The 15,707-nt window shown below is 54.5% G+C and carries 16 protein-coding genes; all 16 read left to right on the top strand.

What is annotated here, in order from left to right; all coding sequences use genetic code 11:
- Positions 1-3: 3 nt before the first annotated feature.
- The 16 genes from NGJ21_RS25650 (at position 4) to NGJ21_RS25575 (ending at position 15,583) form a co-directional block, all read left to right on the top strand.
- Positions 4-1,014, top strand: coding sequence for an alpha-ketoacid dehydrogenase subunit beta (locus NGJ21_RS25650; RefSeq protein WP_286010448.1), 1,011 nt, complete (start codon positions 4-6; stop codon positions 1,012-1,014).
- A gap of 5 nt (positions 1,015-1,019) precedes the next feature.
- Positions 1,020-2,144, top strand: coding sequence for an acetoin dehydrogenase dihydrolipoyllysine-residue acetyltransferase subunit (locus NGJ21_RS25645; protein WP_119688868.1), 1,125 nt, complete (start codon positions 1,020-1,022; stop codon positions 2,142-2,144).
- Between the two features lie 64 nt (positions 2,145-2,208).
- Positions 2,209-2,964, top strand: a complete 756-nt coding sequence (locus tag NGJ21_RS25640; RefSeq protein ID WP_251962877.1) for an SDR family NAD(P)-dependent oxidoreductase — start codon at positions 2,209-2,211, stop codon at positions 2,962-2,964.
- A 19-nt stretch (positions 2,965-2,983) separates the two neighbouring features.
- The gene (locus NGJ21_RS25635; RefSeq protein ID WP_119688870.1) at positions 2,984-3,391 is read left to right on the top strand and encodes a GlcG/HbpS family heme-binding protein; all 408 of its coding nucleotides are present in this window, start codon (positions 2,984-2,986) and stop codon (positions 3,389-3,391) included.
- A 30-nt stretch (positions 3,392-3,421) separates the two neighbouring features.
- Positions 3,422-4,225: a putative hydro-lyase gene (locus tag NGJ21_RS25630; protein ID WP_119688871.1), complete on the top strand. Its 804-nt coding sequence runs from the start codon at positions 3,422-3,424 to the stop codon at positions 4,223-4,225.
- Positions 4,226-4,248: 23 nt separating this feature from the next.
- Entirely contained in the window at positions 4,249-4,698 is a 450-nt protein-coding gene (locus NGJ21_RS25625) for an OsmC family protein (RefSeq protein ID WP_251962876.1), read from the top strand.
- A 23-nt stretch (positions 4,699-4,721) separates the two neighbouring features.
- Positions 4,722-5,012: a putative quinol monooxygenase gene (locus NGJ21_RS25620; RefSeq protein WP_251962875.1), complete on the top strand. Its 291-nt coding sequence runs from the start codon at positions 4,722-4,724 to the stop codon at positions 5,010-5,012.
- Positions 5,013-5,055: 43 nt separating this feature from the next.
- Positions 5,056-5,829, top strand: a complete 774-nt coding sequence (locus NGJ21_RS25615) for a LamB/YcsF family protein (RefSeq protein WP_251962874.1) — start codon at positions 5,056-5,058, stop codon at positions 5,827-5,829.
- Positions 5,830-5,845: 16 nt separating this feature from the next.
- Positions 5,846-7,432 carry a 5-oxoprolinase subunit B/C family protein gene (locus NGJ21_RS25610; RefSeq protein WP_251962888.1) on the top strand — a complete coding sequence of 529 codons (1,587 nt, stop codon included), beginning with the start codon at positions 5,846-5,848 and terminating at the stop codon, positions 7,430-7,432.
- Entirely contained in the window at positions 7,429-9,138 is a 1,710-nt protein-coding gene (locus tag NGJ21_RS25605; protein ID WP_251962873.1) for an acetyl/propionyl/methylcrotonyl-CoA carboxylase subunit alpha, read from the top strand. The genes NGJ21_RS25610 and NGJ21_RS25605 overlap by 4 nt, the downstream gene beginning before the upstream one ends.
- A 143-nt stretch (positions 9,139-9,281) precedes the next feature.
- Positions 9,282-10,442 carry a Gfo/Idh/MocA family protein gene (locus tag NGJ21_RS25600; RefSeq protein ID WP_119688877.1) on the top strand — a complete coding sequence of 387 codons (1,161 nt, stop codon included), beginning with the start codon at positions 9,282-9,284 and terminating at the stop codon, positions 10,440-10,442.
- Positions 10,443-10,527: 85 nt separating this feature from the next.
- Positions 10,528-11,505 (top strand): Gfo/Idh/MocA family oxidoreductase, encoded by a 978-nt coding sequence (locus NGJ21_RS25595; protein WP_119688878.1) that lies wholly within the window; start codon positions 10,528-10,530, stop codon positions 11,503-11,505.
- Between the two features lie 74 nt (positions 11,506-11,579).
- Positions 11,580-12,638 carry a Gfo/Idh/MocA family protein gene (locus NGJ21_RS25590; protein ID WP_251962872.1) on the top strand — a complete coding sequence of 353 codons (1,059 nt, stop codon included), beginning with the start codon at positions 11,580-11,582 and terminating at the stop codon, positions 12,636-12,638.
- A 59-nt stretch (positions 12,639-12,697) separates the two neighbouring features.
- Positions 12,698-13,819: a Re/Si-specific NAD(P)(+) transhydrogenase subunit alpha gene (locus NGJ21_RS25585; protein WP_119688879.1), complete on the top strand. Its 1,122-nt coding sequence runs from the start codon at positions 12,698-12,700 to the stop codon at positions 13,817-13,819.
- A gap of 11 nt (positions 13,820-13,830) precedes the next feature.
- Positions 13,831-14,145 (top strand): NAD(P) transhydrogenase subunit alpha part 2, encoded by a 315-nt coding sequence (locus NGJ21_RS25580; RefSeq protein ID WP_119688880.1) that lies wholly within the window; start codon positions 13,831-13,833, stop codon positions 14,143-14,145.
- A 1-nt stretch (position 14,146) separates the two neighbouring features.
- On the top strand, positions 14,147-15,583 hold the full coding sequence (locus NGJ21_RS25575) for an NAD(P)(+) transhydrogenase (Re/Si-specific) subunit beta (protein ID WP_119688881.1): 1,437 nt from the start codon (positions 14,147-14,149) through the stop codon (positions 15,581-15,583).
- The last annotated feature ends 124 nt before the right edge of the window (positions 15,584-15,707 follow it).

The following is a 15,707-nucleotide window of genomic DNA, read 5'->3' as shown; positions in this document are numbered from 1 at the left end:
GGCATCATGGCTAAAATTTCTTTCCGTCAGGCGCTGAACGATGCTTTGCGCCTGGAGATGCAGCGTGATCCGCGCGTGATCATGATGGGCGAAGACCTTACTGGTGGCGCTGGTGCAAACGGAGTCAAGGACGCTTGGGGTGGCGCGTTCGGCGTCACTCGCGGTTTGCTCGGTGAGTTTGGCCCAGAGCGTGTTCGCGATACCCCGATCAGCGAAACCGCGTTCATTGGTGCCGCAGCTGGTGCTGCGCTGACCGGTATGCGACCTATCGCTGAACTGATGTTCGTCGACTTCGCTGGGGTTTGCCTCGACCAGATCGTCAACCAGATCGCCAAATTCCGCTACATGTTTGGTGGTCATGCTCGAACTCCTCTGGTTATTCGAGCAACCTATGGTGCAGGTACCCGCTCTGCAGCCCAGCATACCCAAGCGTTTTACCCCATCTTCACTCATGTGCCTGGTCTGAAGGTGGTCATCCCGTCGAACCCTTATGACGCCAAGGGGCTGCTGCTTCAAGCCATTCGGGATGATGACCCTGTCATCTTCCTGGAGAACAAAATGCTGTACGACACCATGGGTGAAGTCCCCGATGGCGCTTACACCGTGCCATTTGGTGAAGCCCGTGTGGTGCGCGACGGTAAGGACGTGATGATCGTGGCCATCGGTCGTATGGTTCATATCGCGGAAGAGGCAGCGCGCAAGCTTCAGTCTGAAGGTATTTCTGCGTGCATTATCGATCCGCGAACCACTTCGCCGCTCGATGAAGAAACACTGATGGACTTCGCCGACGAAATCGGTCGTGTCGTCATCGTGGATGAAGCAAACCCGCGCTGTGGTATGGCTGCAGATATTTCGGCAATGCTGGCCGACAAGTGTTTCGACTCGCTTCGCGCACCGATCAAGATGGTTACCGCCCCGCACACCCCGGTTCCATATGCGCCCAACCTTGAGGACGCATATGTACCGAATGCCGATGCGGTCATCAAAGCGGTCAAGTCGATTGTTGAGAGGTAAGCGGTATGTCGATTGAAGCAGTCACAATCCCCAAATGGGGCATGACAATGACTGAGGGTCTTGTCGCTGAATGGCTGGTAGCCGAAGGCGACGAGGTTACCCGCGGTCAGGAAATCATTGAAGTCGAGTCGACCAAAACCACCAATGCGGTGGAATCAGCTGCCAGCGGCATTCTGCGTCGAATCGTCGTTCAGGTAGGTGTCACTGCACCGGTTGGCGCTTTGGTCGGCGTCATCGCTGATGCATCGGTGAGCGATGATGAAATCGAAGCATTCATTGCATCGTTTGCTGATGCCAATGATGCCGCTGAAGAAGAAGACTTGAACGCACCGAGCGTTAAGGCCGTGGATGTCGGTGACGGTCGAGTTGTGAATGTGCTGACTATGGGCGCCGATGGCGATGACACTGTTGTCCTGGTGCACGGTTTCGGTGGTGATCTTTCCACTTGGCTGTTCAACCAGGATGCGTTCGCTCAAGGGCACCGTGTGGTTGCAGTGGATCTTCCAGGTCACGGTGCGTCCACCCCGATTCAGGGCGACAAAGTCTTCGACGATCTGGTCAATGCGGTAGAGCGTGCGCTCGAATCAGCTGCGCCTGGCAAGATGCATATCGTTGCTCACTCGTTCGGCGGCGCTGTCGCTTCAGCTCTTGCTATTCGGCAACCCGGTCGGGTCGCTTCTCTGGCACTCATTGCTCCGGTAGGTCTGAGCAAGCAGATCAACAAATCGTTCCTGGATGACTTCATCTCGGCTGAACGTCGCAGGCCGTTGAAAGATGTCTTGGAACGTCTGCTGGCCGATCCGTCGAAAATCAGCAACGACATGATCGAAGGTACTTTGCGCTTCAAGCGCCTTGAAGGGGTTCCTGAGGCCCTGTCGGCGATCCGCGACACTATCGTTGATGCCGAAGGTCAGCAGTGTCATTGGATCGCTGGGACGATCGCCGACTTCAATGGCCCTGTTGCGCTTATCTGGGGCGATAAGGATCAGATCGTACCGCTGCCGGTTGATACACAGATTCCGTCTCAGGCCAAGCTGAGCATCATCAGTGGCGCAGGTCACATGCCGCAGATGGAAGCTGCTTCGCAAGTTAACTCGCTCGTTCTGGAAAACATTTCCCGAGCGAAGTGATGCATAACGCCATTGCTAATAAAGCGATGGCGTACTTCAAATAAAATATGTGAGCGAGGTTAATATGACCGGTCATTTGGCGGGTAAGCTCGTACTTCTTACGGGAGGGGTAGCCAATATCGGGCTCGCTATTTTGGAGTCCTTTGTTCAAGAGGGCGCGAAAGTAGCAGTTGTAGATATCGATGCGGAGCGTGGTTCGAAAGTTGAGCAGCGTTTTCCGGGCATTGTAAAGTTTTTCCGTGCTGACCTTAGTAGCGAGACTGATGTCCGGTCGGTGGTGGGTAAGGCGGCAGATTGGTTGGGAGGTATTAATACCCTGTGCTTGAATGCAGGTATTCAGCTCTCCGGCAATGTTTCTGATTTTTCCACTGAAGCCTGGGACAAAGTCTACGACATCAATGTGCGCTCTAGCTTTATCTTCGTGCAGGAGTCCTTGACTCATTTGCGGAAGGCTAAGAAATCGTCCGTTGTCATGATGTCTTCGCTGGCTGGTAAGCGCGGCGCACCTGGCCTCACATGCTACTCGTCCTCTAAGGCCGCAGTGATTGGTATGGCAACGACCATGGCGATCGAGTTGGCGAAAGACGGTGTGCGTGTCAATGCTATTTGTCCTGGTTGGATCGACACTCCGTTCAATGCGCCGGTAATCGACTTCATCGGCGGCAAAGAGAAGCAAGAAGCGCGGGTTAAGTCGCTGATTCCGCTTGGTCGTCAGGCGACCGCTGATGAGGTTGCACCGCTATTCGTATTCTTGGCTTCGGACGAGTCCTCTTACATTACAGCCCAGGCAATTAATGTTTGTGGCGGTGCCTACAACTAGGTCAATAGGAGAGTTCACCATGTTGATCAAACACGAACTTGCCATGGCCGCTCTGCAGGCTGGTATCAAACGGGCCAAAGAACTCGATCAGCGCTCTTGCCTGTCGATCGTTGATGTAGGCGGTCATCTTGTTGGCTTCATCCGGGTCGATGATGCTGCTTTCGGTACGATTGAGGTGGCGACTAACAAGGCTTACACCGCCGCAGCGCTGCGCAATCCGACAGATACCTGGATGGCGATTACGCAGCCAGGGCAGGAGCTTTATGGGCTTGAGCGCTCCTGTGCACGTCCATTTGTAGTGTTCGGTGGCGGTCTGCCAGTGACCATCAACGGTGTAGTTGTGGGTGGTGTCGGCGTATCCGGTGGGCCGGAAGCAGCTGACGTTGAGATCGCGAAAGCAATGGTCGATGTCCTGCAAGCCCAGTAAGCGGTTTGAGTCGTTCACTTAGGTGCCAGAATGGAACCAATTAAAATAATGCAAGCGAAGTCTGCCGCTGAAGTAAGGCAGATGATCCGTGCTGGTGACCTGCGGGTTCCAACGAGCGGCTTCGCTGATGGATTTATGCAAGCCAATTTGATGATTCTGCCAAAGCGGTTTGCGGATGATTTCAAGGTCTTCTGCGATCTGAACCCTAAGAGCTGCCCGCTGGTTGCTATGGGGAAACCAGGTGACCCGACCCTTCCGCTGGCTGGTGAGATAGATATCCGTACGGACGTGGCGCGCTATCGCGTCTATCGGAACGGCGTTCATACCGAAACCGTTGATTCGCTGGTCGACCTGTGGCGAGACGATTTTGTAACGTTCGCTTTGGGCTGCTCGTTCTCTTTCGAGAATGCGATTCTGAATGCGGGCATCGAGATCCAGCACATTAGCGCGAACCGAAATGTGCCCATGTACATCACCAGCCTCCCGACCGAAGGGTATGGCCCGTTTAAAGGGTCGATGGTGGTGTCCATGCGAGCTTTCCGCCCGAAAGACACGATCAAGGCGATTGTCCTGTCTGAGCGTTTCCCGCTCGCTCATGGCGCTCCGGTTCACATTGGTGACCCATCGCTCATCGGGATCAAGGACATTGACCGCCCAGACTTCGGTGATGCTCCCGTTTATCGTGAAGGCGATATCCTGGGCTTCTGGGCTTGCGGTGTCACGCCGCAGATGGCTATCAAGCAAGCAGGCGTTGATATTGCTATAACGCATGAGCCAGGTTACATGTTAGTGACTGACCTTGCTGCCGATTCGCCTGATCTTTCTGTTGCCTAGTGTCAACTAACGAGGTATTTGTAATGTCCGAGCATTTTGCAAAAGTTGTCTGGGCGGCAGTTGAGCACAAAGATAAGGCCGGCACCTACAGTCGTGACCTGGAAGTTGAATTTAGTAACCAAGTAAAAGTGGTCGCGTCTGCGGCGGCAGATTACTTAGGGTCTCCTGAGAAGGCGGATCCTGAGCAACTGTTGGTAAGTGCGCTCGCGAGTTGTCATATGCTGTACTTCCTGGCTATCTGCGAAGGGCAGGGGTACGTTGTTTCGAAGTATATTGATAATGCTAAAGGGATTGTTGCTAAACGTGAGGAAGGCGGTTTTTGGGTCTCTGACATCACGCTGAGTCCACATGTAGAGTTCAGCTCGGAGAAGCAGCCTGATCGGTCGGCTTTAGAACGTTTACATCACCGGGCTCATAAAGGTTGTTTCATCGCTAATTCGATTAAGACTGCTGTCAAAGTCGAGATCGCTTAAAACTTAACAAGCTAGGAGTAAAGATGATGGACAAACTGTATGTTGTTGCTGTGACCCACGCTCAGCCAGGCAAAGAGGCCGAGCTTCAAAAGGCACTGCTGGAGCTGGTCGCTTACGCTAAAACCGAGCCAGGGTTCGTGAAGTATGACCTCCACGTTTCGGAAGAAAATCCAGGCGAGTTTCTGTTCTACGAGATCTGGGACGATCAAAAGTCGCTGGATCTGCATTCCAGTACTGACAATATGAAAGCGTTCGGTGAAAAGTACGGTCACTTGGTCAAGTCGTCTTCGCTGAGCAAATATCAGCTGCTGTAATTGCTTGATCAGCCAACGTGATCTTCAGTAGGTGAGCAGGGATATGGTAAAGATTGACCTCAATAGCGACCTCGGCGAAAGCTTTGGCCCCTGGGCAATGGGAGACGATGCGTCCATGTTGGACATCGTCACCAGTGCGAACATCGCGTGTGGATTTCACGCGGGTGACCCCGCTGGCATCCTTTCGGTGCTGAAAGAAGCCGTTGCGCGTGATGTCGTTATTGGAGCTCACGTTGGTTACCGAGACCTGGTTGGTTTCGGTCGGCGGGTGATGGAGCCTTCCAGTTCAGAGTTGATAGGTGATGTGATCTATCAGATCGGCGCTTTGGAAGGCTTAGCCAAGGCCGCAGGAACCACTATCAGCTATGTCAAACCTCACGGTGCGCTGTACAACACCATCGCTAAGGATCGCAGGCAAGGCGCAGATGTGATTGCTGCAATCAAGGCGGTGAACCCCTCGCTTGCTTTGCTTGTCCTGGCAGGAGCCCCTATCGTCGAACAAGCGCGCCAAGCGGGCTTGAAGGTTGTATGTGAGGCTTTTGCCGACCGAGCCTATAACAGCGATGGATCGCTCGTTAACCGACGCATAGCAGGTGCCGTCATCCATGATCCTGAACTGATTACCCAGCGGATGCTGAGATTGGTTCGAGAGGGTGTCGTTGAGGCCGTCGACGGCAGTATCGTGCCATTACAAGCGGATTCGATCTGTGTCCATGGCGACAATTCCGCAGCGGTTCAGACTGCCAAAGCCCTTCGCGATGCTTTCGAAATGAACAATGTTCATCTATGCAGTTTTGCTGTCGTGAGCGAGGGTTGATCGCATGTCTAAGACACTGCAGTTTCTTCCGGCGGGCTCCAATCGCTTCATCGTTGAGCTTGATGATCTTGAATCGACCATCGCTCTCGGTGACGCGCTGAAGGCAGCCTGCATCGAGGGTGTGGCCGAGGTCATTCCAGGCGCTGTGACACTCCATGTGTCGTTTGACCCGCTTGCTACCTCAGCGCAAAAACTTTATGCGCAAATTTCCTCGCTGCGGCCCCAGGTTGGTTGCAGCCGTTCGGGCGATCTTGTTGAGATCCCGATGGCTTATGACGGTGAAGATCTCGCGTTTGTTGCCGGTTATCTGGGGTGGTCGGTACCTGAGCTGATTCGCCGCCACCGTGCAGCAACTTTCACCGTTGCATTCACGGGATTCGCCCCTGGATTCGCTTACATGACATGTGACGATCCTGAATTGGATGTCCCTCGTCGAGATAGCCCACGCGTGCGGATCCCTGCGGGCTCTGTAGCCCTCGCTGGCCGTTTTTGCGGCATTTATCCTTCTGATACACCAGGTGGCTGGCAGCTGCTGGGCGCCACGACAATACCGATGTGGGATGTAGACCGTGAGCAGGCGGCGCTATTGAAGCCCGGCGACCGGGTTCGCTTCGTCGAGGCCGTCACCGACCAAATGCCAGCTCCGTCTGCCAAGGCTGAGTCGGCTTCAAGCTCGACTCAGATCGCTAAAGGCTTAAAGGTCGTTAGCACTGATAGGCCATTGTTGTTCCAAGATCTAGGCCGGGCTGGGAACGCTCACCAGGGTGTCTCTCAATCGGGCGCAGCTGATCTGCAGGCGCTGCGTCACGCCAACTCTTTGGTCGGCAACCACGAAGCAGCAGTGGCGCTCGAGGTGACCTACGGTGGTGCCGTTTTCGAAGCTGAGATTCCTCTGACTGTGGCCATAAGTGGAGCTCCAGCCGGTCTCACTCTCACTACCGCAGATGGGCGTACCAGAACACTTCCCCCTCATGCTCCGATTGCATTGGATGCCGGTGACACCTTGGCCCTGAGTGTGCCAACGCAAGGTGTTCGAAGCTATGTTGCTCTGCGTGGTGGTTTTGCTGCCCCGAAAGTATTGGGGTCAGCGTCGACCGATACACTCGCGAAAGTCGGGCCAGGCGCGATCACTTCTGGCGTGAGCCTGCAGCCATCGAATGATGTGTGTGGCTCCGTTTCTGCGTACGCATCGCAGGCCCCCAAGTTGCCTGCAGGTAGCGACATTGTGGTGCTCGACGTGGTGATGGGGCCGCGCACTGATTGGTTTACCCCTGAAGCGATTCGCACGTTCACTGAGCAATCCTGGGCAGTAACACCAGAGTCGAACCGCGTGGGTGTTCGGCTCAATGGCATGAGTGCGCTGTCTCGTGAGTGTGCTGACGAGCTTCCCTCGGAAGGTACTTCTCGGGGGTCGATTCAAGTACCCCGCAATGGTCAGCCTGTGCTGTTCCTCGCAGATCACCCACTTACTGGCGGCTACCCGGTCATTGCCGTAGTAGCCGAGCATCACCTCTCATTGGCGGCGCAGATCCCGATTGGTGCACGCATCCGCTTTAACGCTATTGCTGGCTTTGATCCGCAAGTAAAGGAAATCGATCGATGAAGAAGTTACTCATCGCTAACCGAGGCGAAATCGCAATCCGGATTATCCGAGCTGCGAAGGATTATGGTGTGACTTCCGTTGCCATCTATTCGGACGTCGACGCATCATCCCTTCATGTGGAGCTGGCTGACGAAGCCTACGGTCTCGGCCCAGGTCGACCAGTCGACACCTATCTCAATATCCAGAAAATTGTTGAGATCGCCAAACGTGCTGGGGCTGATGCTGTACACCCTGGCTATGGTTTCCTGTCGGAGCGGGCCGAGTTCGCGCAGGCGGTTCTTGATGCCGGCTTGGCTTGGGTGGGGCCTTCTCCACAGGTAATCCGGGCGTTGGGTGATAAGGTCGAAGCTCGACATATCGCGCAAGCAGTTGGAGCACCTTTGGTAAAAGGTACTCCAGGCCCGCTTGCGAATGCCCGTGAAGCGGTCGCATTTGCCAAGGAAGCTGGTTTGCCGCTTGCTATCAAGGCGGCGTTCGGTGGCGGCGGTCGCGGTATGAAGGTTGCCCATAAGCTGGAGGAGGTGGGGCAGCTCTTCGATTCGGCAGTGCGTGAAGCAACTGAGGCGTTCGGACGTGGTGAGTGCTACGCCGAGCAATTCCTGGAACAACCCCGCCACATCGAAGCGCAGGTGATTGCCGATACCCATGGCAATACTGTGGTGCTTGGCACTCGCGACTGTTCGCTGCAACGCCGCAATCAGAAACTGGTGGAAGAGGCGCCGGCGCCATTCATCTCTGAAGAGCAGCGTGAAGCTATTCATAAGGCTGCCCGGGACATCTGTAGCCGAGCCGGCTACGTCGGTGCAGGTACTGTTGAGTTTCTGCTCTCCCGTAACGGGACGATTTCGTTCCTGGAAGTAAACACCCGGCTGCAGGTTGAGCATCCTGTTACAGAAGTCACCACCGGCATCGACATCGTGGTTGAGCAATTGCGCATTGCTGATGGGCTTCCACTTTCCGTCCTGGAGACTCCGGTAACCCGTGGGCATGCGTTCGAGTTTCGTATCAATGCCGAGGATCCTGGGCGCGGCTTCTTGCCCACACCAGGTCGTGTTGAAAAGTTTCGCGCCCCATCGGGCCCTGGCGTTCGTCTCGACACGGGCGTGGAGAGTGGATCCTCCATCCCAGGGCTCTACGACTCTATGATGGCCAAGCTCATTGTCTTTGGTGAGACCCGCGAGCAAGCCGTAAACCGAGCTCGGAGGGCGCTGGCAGAGTTCCAGATCGAAGGAGTGGCTTCTGTTCTTCCTTTCCATCGGGCTGTCATGGAGGAGCCGAAATTCAATGGTACTGATTCGTTCGGGGTCTATACCAACTGGATTGAGACGGAGTTTCAAGGTTTGCCTCCGGCAGACCGTGTAGATTACTCGGAAGAACAATTGGTTCGATGCGTAATTGAAATTGATGGAAAGATCCATCGTCTTGGGGTTCCCACAGCGCTGTTCTCATTCAGTAAATCAAGTACTGAATCCGCCATGGTGACGAAATCCGAAAATGCTAATTCGGTAAGCTCTCCTATTCCAGGTACGCTGCAGCAGTGGCTTGTTGAAGATGGAGCAGTTGTTAAAGAAGGTGAAACCATTGCTCTCGTTGAAGCGATGAAAATGGAAACCCAAGTGCTTGCCAAATTGAGCGGGAAAATCAAGATTCTGGTTGGCTCTGGATCTGCTGTTACGCTCGGTGAAGAATTAGCAATAATTGGCTAATTACTAAGCCAGTCGGTCGGGTAGAGTAGTGCCGTGTAAGGCGGCACTTGTTAACGAAGTGTCCAGCATCTGATAAAGATCGTTGGGGTAGGTTTAACAGAAGCAGGGTCAGACAAACAGTCAGCCCTAGAGGAGTAAGGATCGTGAAAAAATATAATGTCGCACTGATCGGCACTGGCTTCATGGGTAAGGCCCATTCGATCGCCACTGCAGTTGTCCCAATCCTGTTCGGTGCCCCGGTCGAGATCGAGCGTAAGGTAGTAGTCGATATCGATGAAGAATTGGCGCAAAACGCAGCTAAGCAGTATGGGTTTACCGAGTACGCTACTGACTGGCGTGACGTTGTGAACCGCCCAGATATCGACATCATCGATATCTGCACCCCAAACGACACTCACGCAGAGATCGCAATTGCAGCGGCATTGGCTGGTAAGCACGTTATGTGTGAGAAGCCGATGTCGATGACTGTTGAAGAAGCTCAGCGTATGCAGGAAGCCGCCCGGGAAACCGGTGTGGTGACCATGGTTTCTTATAACTATCGGCACACTCCAGCGGTTCAAATGGCCAAGCGCCTGATTGACGAAGGCCGCATCGGTGACATTCTGAACTTCCGTGGTTACTACCTGCAAGACTGGGGCGCTGACCCTGAGCTGCCGCTGTCCTGGCGCTTCAACAAAGCGAAAGCAGGTTCCGGCACTCTGGGCGACATCGGTACTCACGTTATCGACGCTGCTCGCCTGCTGGTAGGTGAGTTCGCCTCGGTGAACTCGATCGTCAAGACCTTCGTGCAAGAACGTCCGCTGCCAGCTGGCCGATTCTTTGGCCCCGCTGGTCAAGCTTCGAGCGAGCGTGGCAAGGTTGACGTAGATGACGCCGCACTCACTATGATCAAGTTTGCCAACGGTGTGTATGGCACCATTGAGGTGACTCGAAATGCGTGGGGCCACCACAACCAACTCGGTTTTGAAATCTACGGTACCAAGGGTTCTATCGCCTTCGACTACCAGCGCCTCAACGAACTGCGCGTTGCTTTCGCAGATGATCCTAAGGATGCTTTCGGTTTCCGTACCATTTACTCGGGCCCTCACCAGCCGTTCGGCGACAAGCTGTGGCCAGTTGCCGGTATGGGCCAAGGCTACATCGATATCAAATCGATCGAGTGGTACAACTTCCTGAAAGCCATCGCTGAGAACGGCAAAGCTTCTCCGAACTTCGATGACGGCCTGCAGATCGAGCGAATTGCCGACGCCATCCTGACTTCGGGCGTGAGTGGCGATTGGGAGCATATCGAGCAGCCTGCTTGATAGCTGAACACTAGCCTAGGGTAGGCGTGATCTCGGTCACGCCCGCCTGTCCCACCGTAACGTTTGAGACTGCAGGAGACTCTTAATGAGTATCGCGGTTGGACTGATTGGTGCTGGTGTCATGGGTAGGGAGCACGGTCATATTCTGTCCATGCACACCCCAAACGCTCACTTGGCAGGGGTCTGCGATTTCGATTCAGAAAAAGCCCGATCTGTAGCTGGCAAGGTACAGGTTTTTTCAGATCCGTTAGATCTGATTGCCTCTAAGGAAATTGATGCAGTTCTGATTGCATCACCGGATTCTACTCATGCTGATCTGGTGCAAGCCTGCATAGCTGCAGAGAAACCAGTACTGTGTGAAAAACCATTGGCCATGAGCGCTGAACAAGCGCGCTTGGTCGTCGAGGCAGAATGCTCCAAAGAGCGCTCCTTCGTTCAAGTCGGATACATGCGCAGATTCGACCCAGGTTATGAAGAGCTCAAAAGGCTTTTCGAAGCGAATGCCGTCGGTAATCCCGAGATCCTTCACAACTTCCATCGTAATCCAGTTGCCCCGGATTGGATGACGGGTGACATGCTCATCACAAACGCTTTTGTTCATGAGATTGATGTCATGCGTTGGCTGATGGATACCGAGCTTGAAGCCGTCAGGATCACTGTTGCCGATAAAGGCGATCCGATGATGATCGTGACGCGGCTTGCGAACGGTGCGATTTCGTCTACTGAACTCTTCATGAACTGTAAATTTGGCTACCAGGTTCATGCTGAGTTAGTAGGTGCAGAGGGGACTGTCGCCTTGCCTCAGTTTTCAGCGCCTGTCATAAGCACATCGGGTCATCGTTCATCGCATGTTCCTCGGAACTGGATACCACGCTTCACCGCGGCCTACCAGGCCCAAACTCGCCGCTGGATTCAAAGCATTGTTTCTGGTGTCCCGAACCATGGGGCAACAGCATGGGATGGCTACATCACTACTCTGATTGCCGAGCAGTTGGTTAAATGGATAGGCACTGATCAAACAATCATACTTGACCTACCATCTCGTCCTTCGCTGTACCGATAAACATGATTATCTGAGTTGCGCCCCTACTAAACAGTAGATCGCTCCGTGTGGCGCAGCTCTTCGAGGATCTAAACGTGATTCGATATGCCGTAGTGGGAACTGGCTGGATATCCCAGACCGCATTCATCCCTGCTGTCTCTCTGTTAGAGAACGTAGTGGTTACAGCACTTGTCTCAGGAAACCCGGAGCGTGCTCGTCAGCTGGCGAATAAACATGGCATTGAACATGTTTGCTCGTATGAGGATTTTGATGAGCTGCTAGCGAGTGATCTGATTGACGCTGTTTACGTGGCCGTACCCAATCCATTGCATGCTACCTACGCCATCCAGGCAGCGAAGGCGGGCAAGCATGTGCTCGTGGAAAAGCCAATTGCCACTTCCCTGCCTGATGCTGACGCGATGATCGCCACAGCTCAAGCTGCAGGGGTGTCACTCATGACCAGTTACAGGTTGCACCATGACGTAGGCACCATCGCGGCGTTGCAAGCTGTTCGAGAGGGTCGAATCGGTCAGCCAGTGTTCATGTCCGCGACATTTAGTTTCCAAAGCGATATTGGTAACCACCGATTGGATGTGGAGCATTGGGGCGGCCCACTGCAAGACATTGGCATCTACTGCATTAATGCCGCTCGCCACGTCTTTGAATCTGACCCTATCTCAGTCTCTGCAATGAGCACCCGCCGCGCCGGCGATCCCCGATTCGCCAACGTGGATGATTCGATCGCGGTTACGCTCAGATTCCCAGGCGATCGGCTAGCGCAGTTCTATTGCAGCTTCGGAGCCTACCCTGTCGACACTTATCAGATCGTTGGTACCGATGGCGTTCTGAACATGGATCCTGGCTTCCGGTTTGAGCACGCCATGGCGATGTCACTGAAGAGCCGGGATGAGAACGAATACGTTCACTTCCCGCTCTACGATCACTTCGCAGGCCAGATCTCATACTTCTCGGACTGTATTGAGCAGGGCAAAGCACCGCAGCCATGTGGTGAAGAGGGGCTTGCAGACCTGGAAATTCTTTTCGCCATCGAGCGCGCTGCTGCCTCCGGTTTGCCACAAACGTTGTTGCCAAAGAAAAGTAGAGCTCGGCCATCAGCAGAAACTCTGAGGACGATCAAACGGGCGGTTGCCTGATCCGCATCCTTCATTCCATGAAGGATCCTCGAATCAAGAATAATAAACGGAGAAGTTCCTTGTATATCGGAGTACCGTCGGAGACCGCTTACGGTGAAACGCGTGTTGCGGTCACCCCAGACACAGTAAAGCGACTGGTTGCTTCTGGGCATCAGGTTGTCGTCCAAAGAGGCTGCGGGTTGCTTTGTTGCGTTACCGACCGCGCGTTTGAGGCCGTGGGCGCCAAGGTCGGGGAGGCGAGCGATGCTTTTGGTGCGGAAATTGTCCTGAAAGTAGTTGCCCCTAGTGACCAAGAGCTTGAGCTAATCAGTGCGGGTAGCGTGATTATCGGCATGCTCAACCCGTTCAACAGCGAGCTCATCGGCAAGATGGCCGATCGGGGGATAACCGCTTTCGCACTAGAAGCTGCACCACGCACCTCTCGTGCGCAAAGCCTGGATGTACTGTCGTCGCAGGCCAACATCGCGGGCTACAAAGCCGTGCTGCTCGCTACTCAGTACTACCCACGGTTCATGCCCATGCTCATGACCGCTGCGGGTACTGTTAAAGCGGCACGGGTGCTTATCCTCGGAGCGGGTGTTGCCGGCCTTCAAGCCATCGCTACGGCTAAGCGCCTGGGCGCGGTGATTGAAGCGTCTGATGTCCGCCCCGCCGTGAAGGAGCAAGTCGAATCTCTGGGCGCCAAGTTCATCGACGTACCTTACGAGACGGATGAGGAGCGAGCGTGCGCCGAAGGGGTTGGCGGCTATGCTCGCCCGATGCCGGAAAGTTGGATGCTGCGACAAGCACAAGCCGTCCATGACCGCGCTAAGCAGGCCGACATTGTCATCACCACCGCCCTGATTCCGGGACGCAAAGCGCCGACTCTTTTGAACACTGGCACTGTGGCGCAGATGAAACCCGGATCCGTTGTCATTGACCTGGCTGCTGCTCAGGGTGGCAACTGTCCACTAACTGTTGCTGATCAGGTAGTTGTAGAAAATGGTGTGACTATCGTCGGCCCGACCAACCTGCCCGCTCAGGTGGGTGCCGACGCGTCCGCGCTCTACTCCCGCAACCTGCTGGACTTCATGAAGCTGCTGTTCGACAAGGACGGTGCGCTAGACATCAACCTGGAAGACGACATTGTCGCCGCGTGCCTAATGTGCCGCGATGGCCAGGTCGTGCGCAAGAACAGCTGAGGAGCACGACAATGGAAGACCTGGTGATTTCCCATGGCATCTACAACCTCATCATCTTCGTGCTGGCCATCTACGTGGGATACCACGTGGTTTGGAATGTCACTCCAGCCTTGCATACGCCGTTGATGGCCGTCACTAACGCCATTTCGGCGATCGTGATCATTGGCGCCATGCTGGCTGCCGCACTCACTGTGACACCTGCTGGAAAAATCATGGGCACCTTGGCCGTGGCCTTAGCTGCGGTGAACGTATTCGGCGGTTTCCTGGTTACCCGGCGCATGCTGGAAATGTTCAAGAAGAAAACCAAAAGCGAAGGGCAGAAGTAACATGAGTATGAACTTGATAACGCTGCTCTACCTTGTCGCTTCGGTCTGCTTCATCCAGGCGCTCAAGGGTCTGTCTCACCCGACAACCTCGCGACGGGGCAACCTGTTCGGCATGATTGGCATGGGCATCGCCATTCTGACGACCGTAGGGCTCATCTATAAGCTGGGTTCAGGAATCGCTAGCGCTGGGATGGGCTATGTCATCTTCGGGCTGTTGGTCGGCGGCACAGCCGGTTCGATCATGGCCAAGCGCGTGGAGATGACCAAGATGCCAGAGCTGGTCGCCTTCATGCACAGCATGATCGGCTTGGCAGCGGTGTTCATCGCCATTACAGGTGTTATTGAGCCCCAGTCACTCGGTATCGTTGCCTCGATCAACGACCCCATTCCGGGTGGGAACCGTCTTGAGCTCTTCCTAGGCGCGGCGATCGGTGCCATCACCTTCTCAGGCTCTGTGATCGCTTTCGGCAAGCTTTCTGGCAAATACAAATTCCGTCTCTTCCAAGGAGCGCCATTTATCTTTCGGGGCCAATTCAAAACCAACCTTCTGGTTCTGTTCACGACAATTGGCCTAGGCATCATTTACAGCACCACAGGCTTGTTTGACGCTTTCATTCTGATGCTGCTGCTCGCCTTCGTCCTCGGCGTTCTCTTGATCATCCCCATTGGCGGCGCAGACATGCCAGTGGTGGTTTCCATGTTGAACAGCTATTCAGGCTGGGCAGCAGCAGGCATCGGTTTTTCGCTGAACAACTCAATGCTGATCATCGCCGGCTCCTTGGTTGGCTCCAGTGGTGCAATCCTCTCGTACATTATGTGCAAGGCGATGAACCGCTCATTTTTCAGCGTGATCTTGGGCGGCTTCGGTGGTGACGCTGATATCAGCGGAGATCAGGGATCTAAGGAGCAGCGACCAGTGAAGTCTGGTTCTGCCGATGACGCCACCTTCCTGCTAACCAACGCCGACACCGTGATTATTGTTCCTGGTTACGGTCTGGCCGTGGCTCGTGCCCAGCACGCGCTGAAGGAGCTGACTGAAAAGCTGATTCACAACGGCGTTACCGTGAAGTATGCGATCCATCCAGTGGCTGGTCGCATGCCAGGGCATATGAACGTGCTCTTGGCTGAAGCGGAGGTGCCGTACGACCAGGTGTTCGAAATGGAGGACATCAACTCCGAATTTGGACAGGCTGACGTGGTGCTGGTGTTGGGTGCCAATGATGTGGTCAACCCGGCGGCCAAGAACGATCCGAAATCGCCGATCGCCGGCATGCCAATCCTTGAAGCGTACAAAGCGAAGACCATCATCGTTAACAAGCGCTCCATGGCCAGTGGCTATGCCGGCCTGGACAATGAGCTGTTCTACATGGAAAAAACCATGATGGTATTTGGTGATGCAAAGAAAACGATTGAGGACATGGTTAAGGCTGTGGCTTGAGTGTGGCTTGAGGCAGTTACGGAATTTCTGATAACCAAAGCTGATCTAAAAGAATCGTAAATGGCGATTGGACGCGTTCAGATCCTTCGCCGATGATCGAAGGTGTCTGGCGGCGCTAGATATC

The sequence above is a fragment of the Pseudomonas sp. Marseille-Q5299 genome, assembly GCF_943737035.1.
In the GTDB taxonomy this organism is placed as follows: domain Bacteria; phylum Pseudomonadota; class Gammaproteobacteria; order Pseudomonadales; family Pseudomonadaceae; genus Aquipseudomonas; species Aquipseudomonas putida_E.
This window is presented reverse-complemented; position numbering and strand designations above follow the sequence as displayed.

What these genes read in the sequence shown, in the direction of transcription:
- NGJ21_RS25645 (WP_119688868.1), top strand. Translation starts at nt 1,020, where the DNA reads ATGTCGATTGAAGCAGTCACAATCCCCAAATGGGGCATGACAATGACT.
- NGJ21_RS25640 (WP_251962877.1), top strand. Translation starts at nt 2,209, where the DNA reads ATGACCGGTCATTTGGCGGGTAAGCTCGTACTTCTTACGGGAGGGGTA.
- NGJ21_RS25635 (WP_119688870.1), top strand. Translation starts at nt 2,984, where the DNA reads ATGTTGATCAAACACGAACTTGCCATGGCCGCTCTGCAGGCTGGTATC.
- NGJ21_RS25630 (WP_119688871.1), top strand. Translation starts at nt 3,422, where the DNA reads ATGGAACCAATTAAAATAATGCAAGCGAAGTCTGCCGCTGAAGTAAGG.
- NGJ21_RS25625 (WP_251962876.1), top strand. Translation starts at nt 4,249, where the DNA reads ATGTCCGAGCATTTTGCAAAAGTTGTCTGGGCGGCAGTTGAGCACAAA.
- NGJ21_RS25620 (WP_251962875.1), top strand. Translation starts at nt 4,722, where the DNA reads ATGATGGACAAACTGTATGTTGTTGCTGTGACCCACGCTCAGCCAGGC.
- NGJ21_RS25615 (WP_251962874.1), top strand. Translation starts at nt 5,056, where the DNA reads ATGGTAAAGATTGACCTCAATAGCGACCTCGGCGAAAGCTTTGGCCCC.
- NGJ21_RS25605 (WP_251962873.1), top strand. Translation starts at nt 7,429, where the DNA reads ATGAAGAAGTTACTCATCGCTAACCGAGGCGAAATCGCAATCCGGATT.
- NGJ21_RS25595 (WP_119688878.1), top strand. Translation starts at nt 10,528, where the DNA reads ATGAGTATCGCGGTTGGACTGATTGGTGCTGGTGTCATGGGTAGGGAG.
- NGJ21_RS25580 (WP_119688880.1), top strand. Translation starts at nt 13,831, where the DNA reads ATGGAAGACCTGGTGATTTCCCATGGCATCTACAACCTCATCATCTTC.
- NGJ21_RS25575 (WP_119688881.1), top strand. Translation starts at nt 14,147, where the DNA reads ATGAGTATGAACTTGATAACGCTGCTCTACCTTGTCGCTTCGGTCTGC.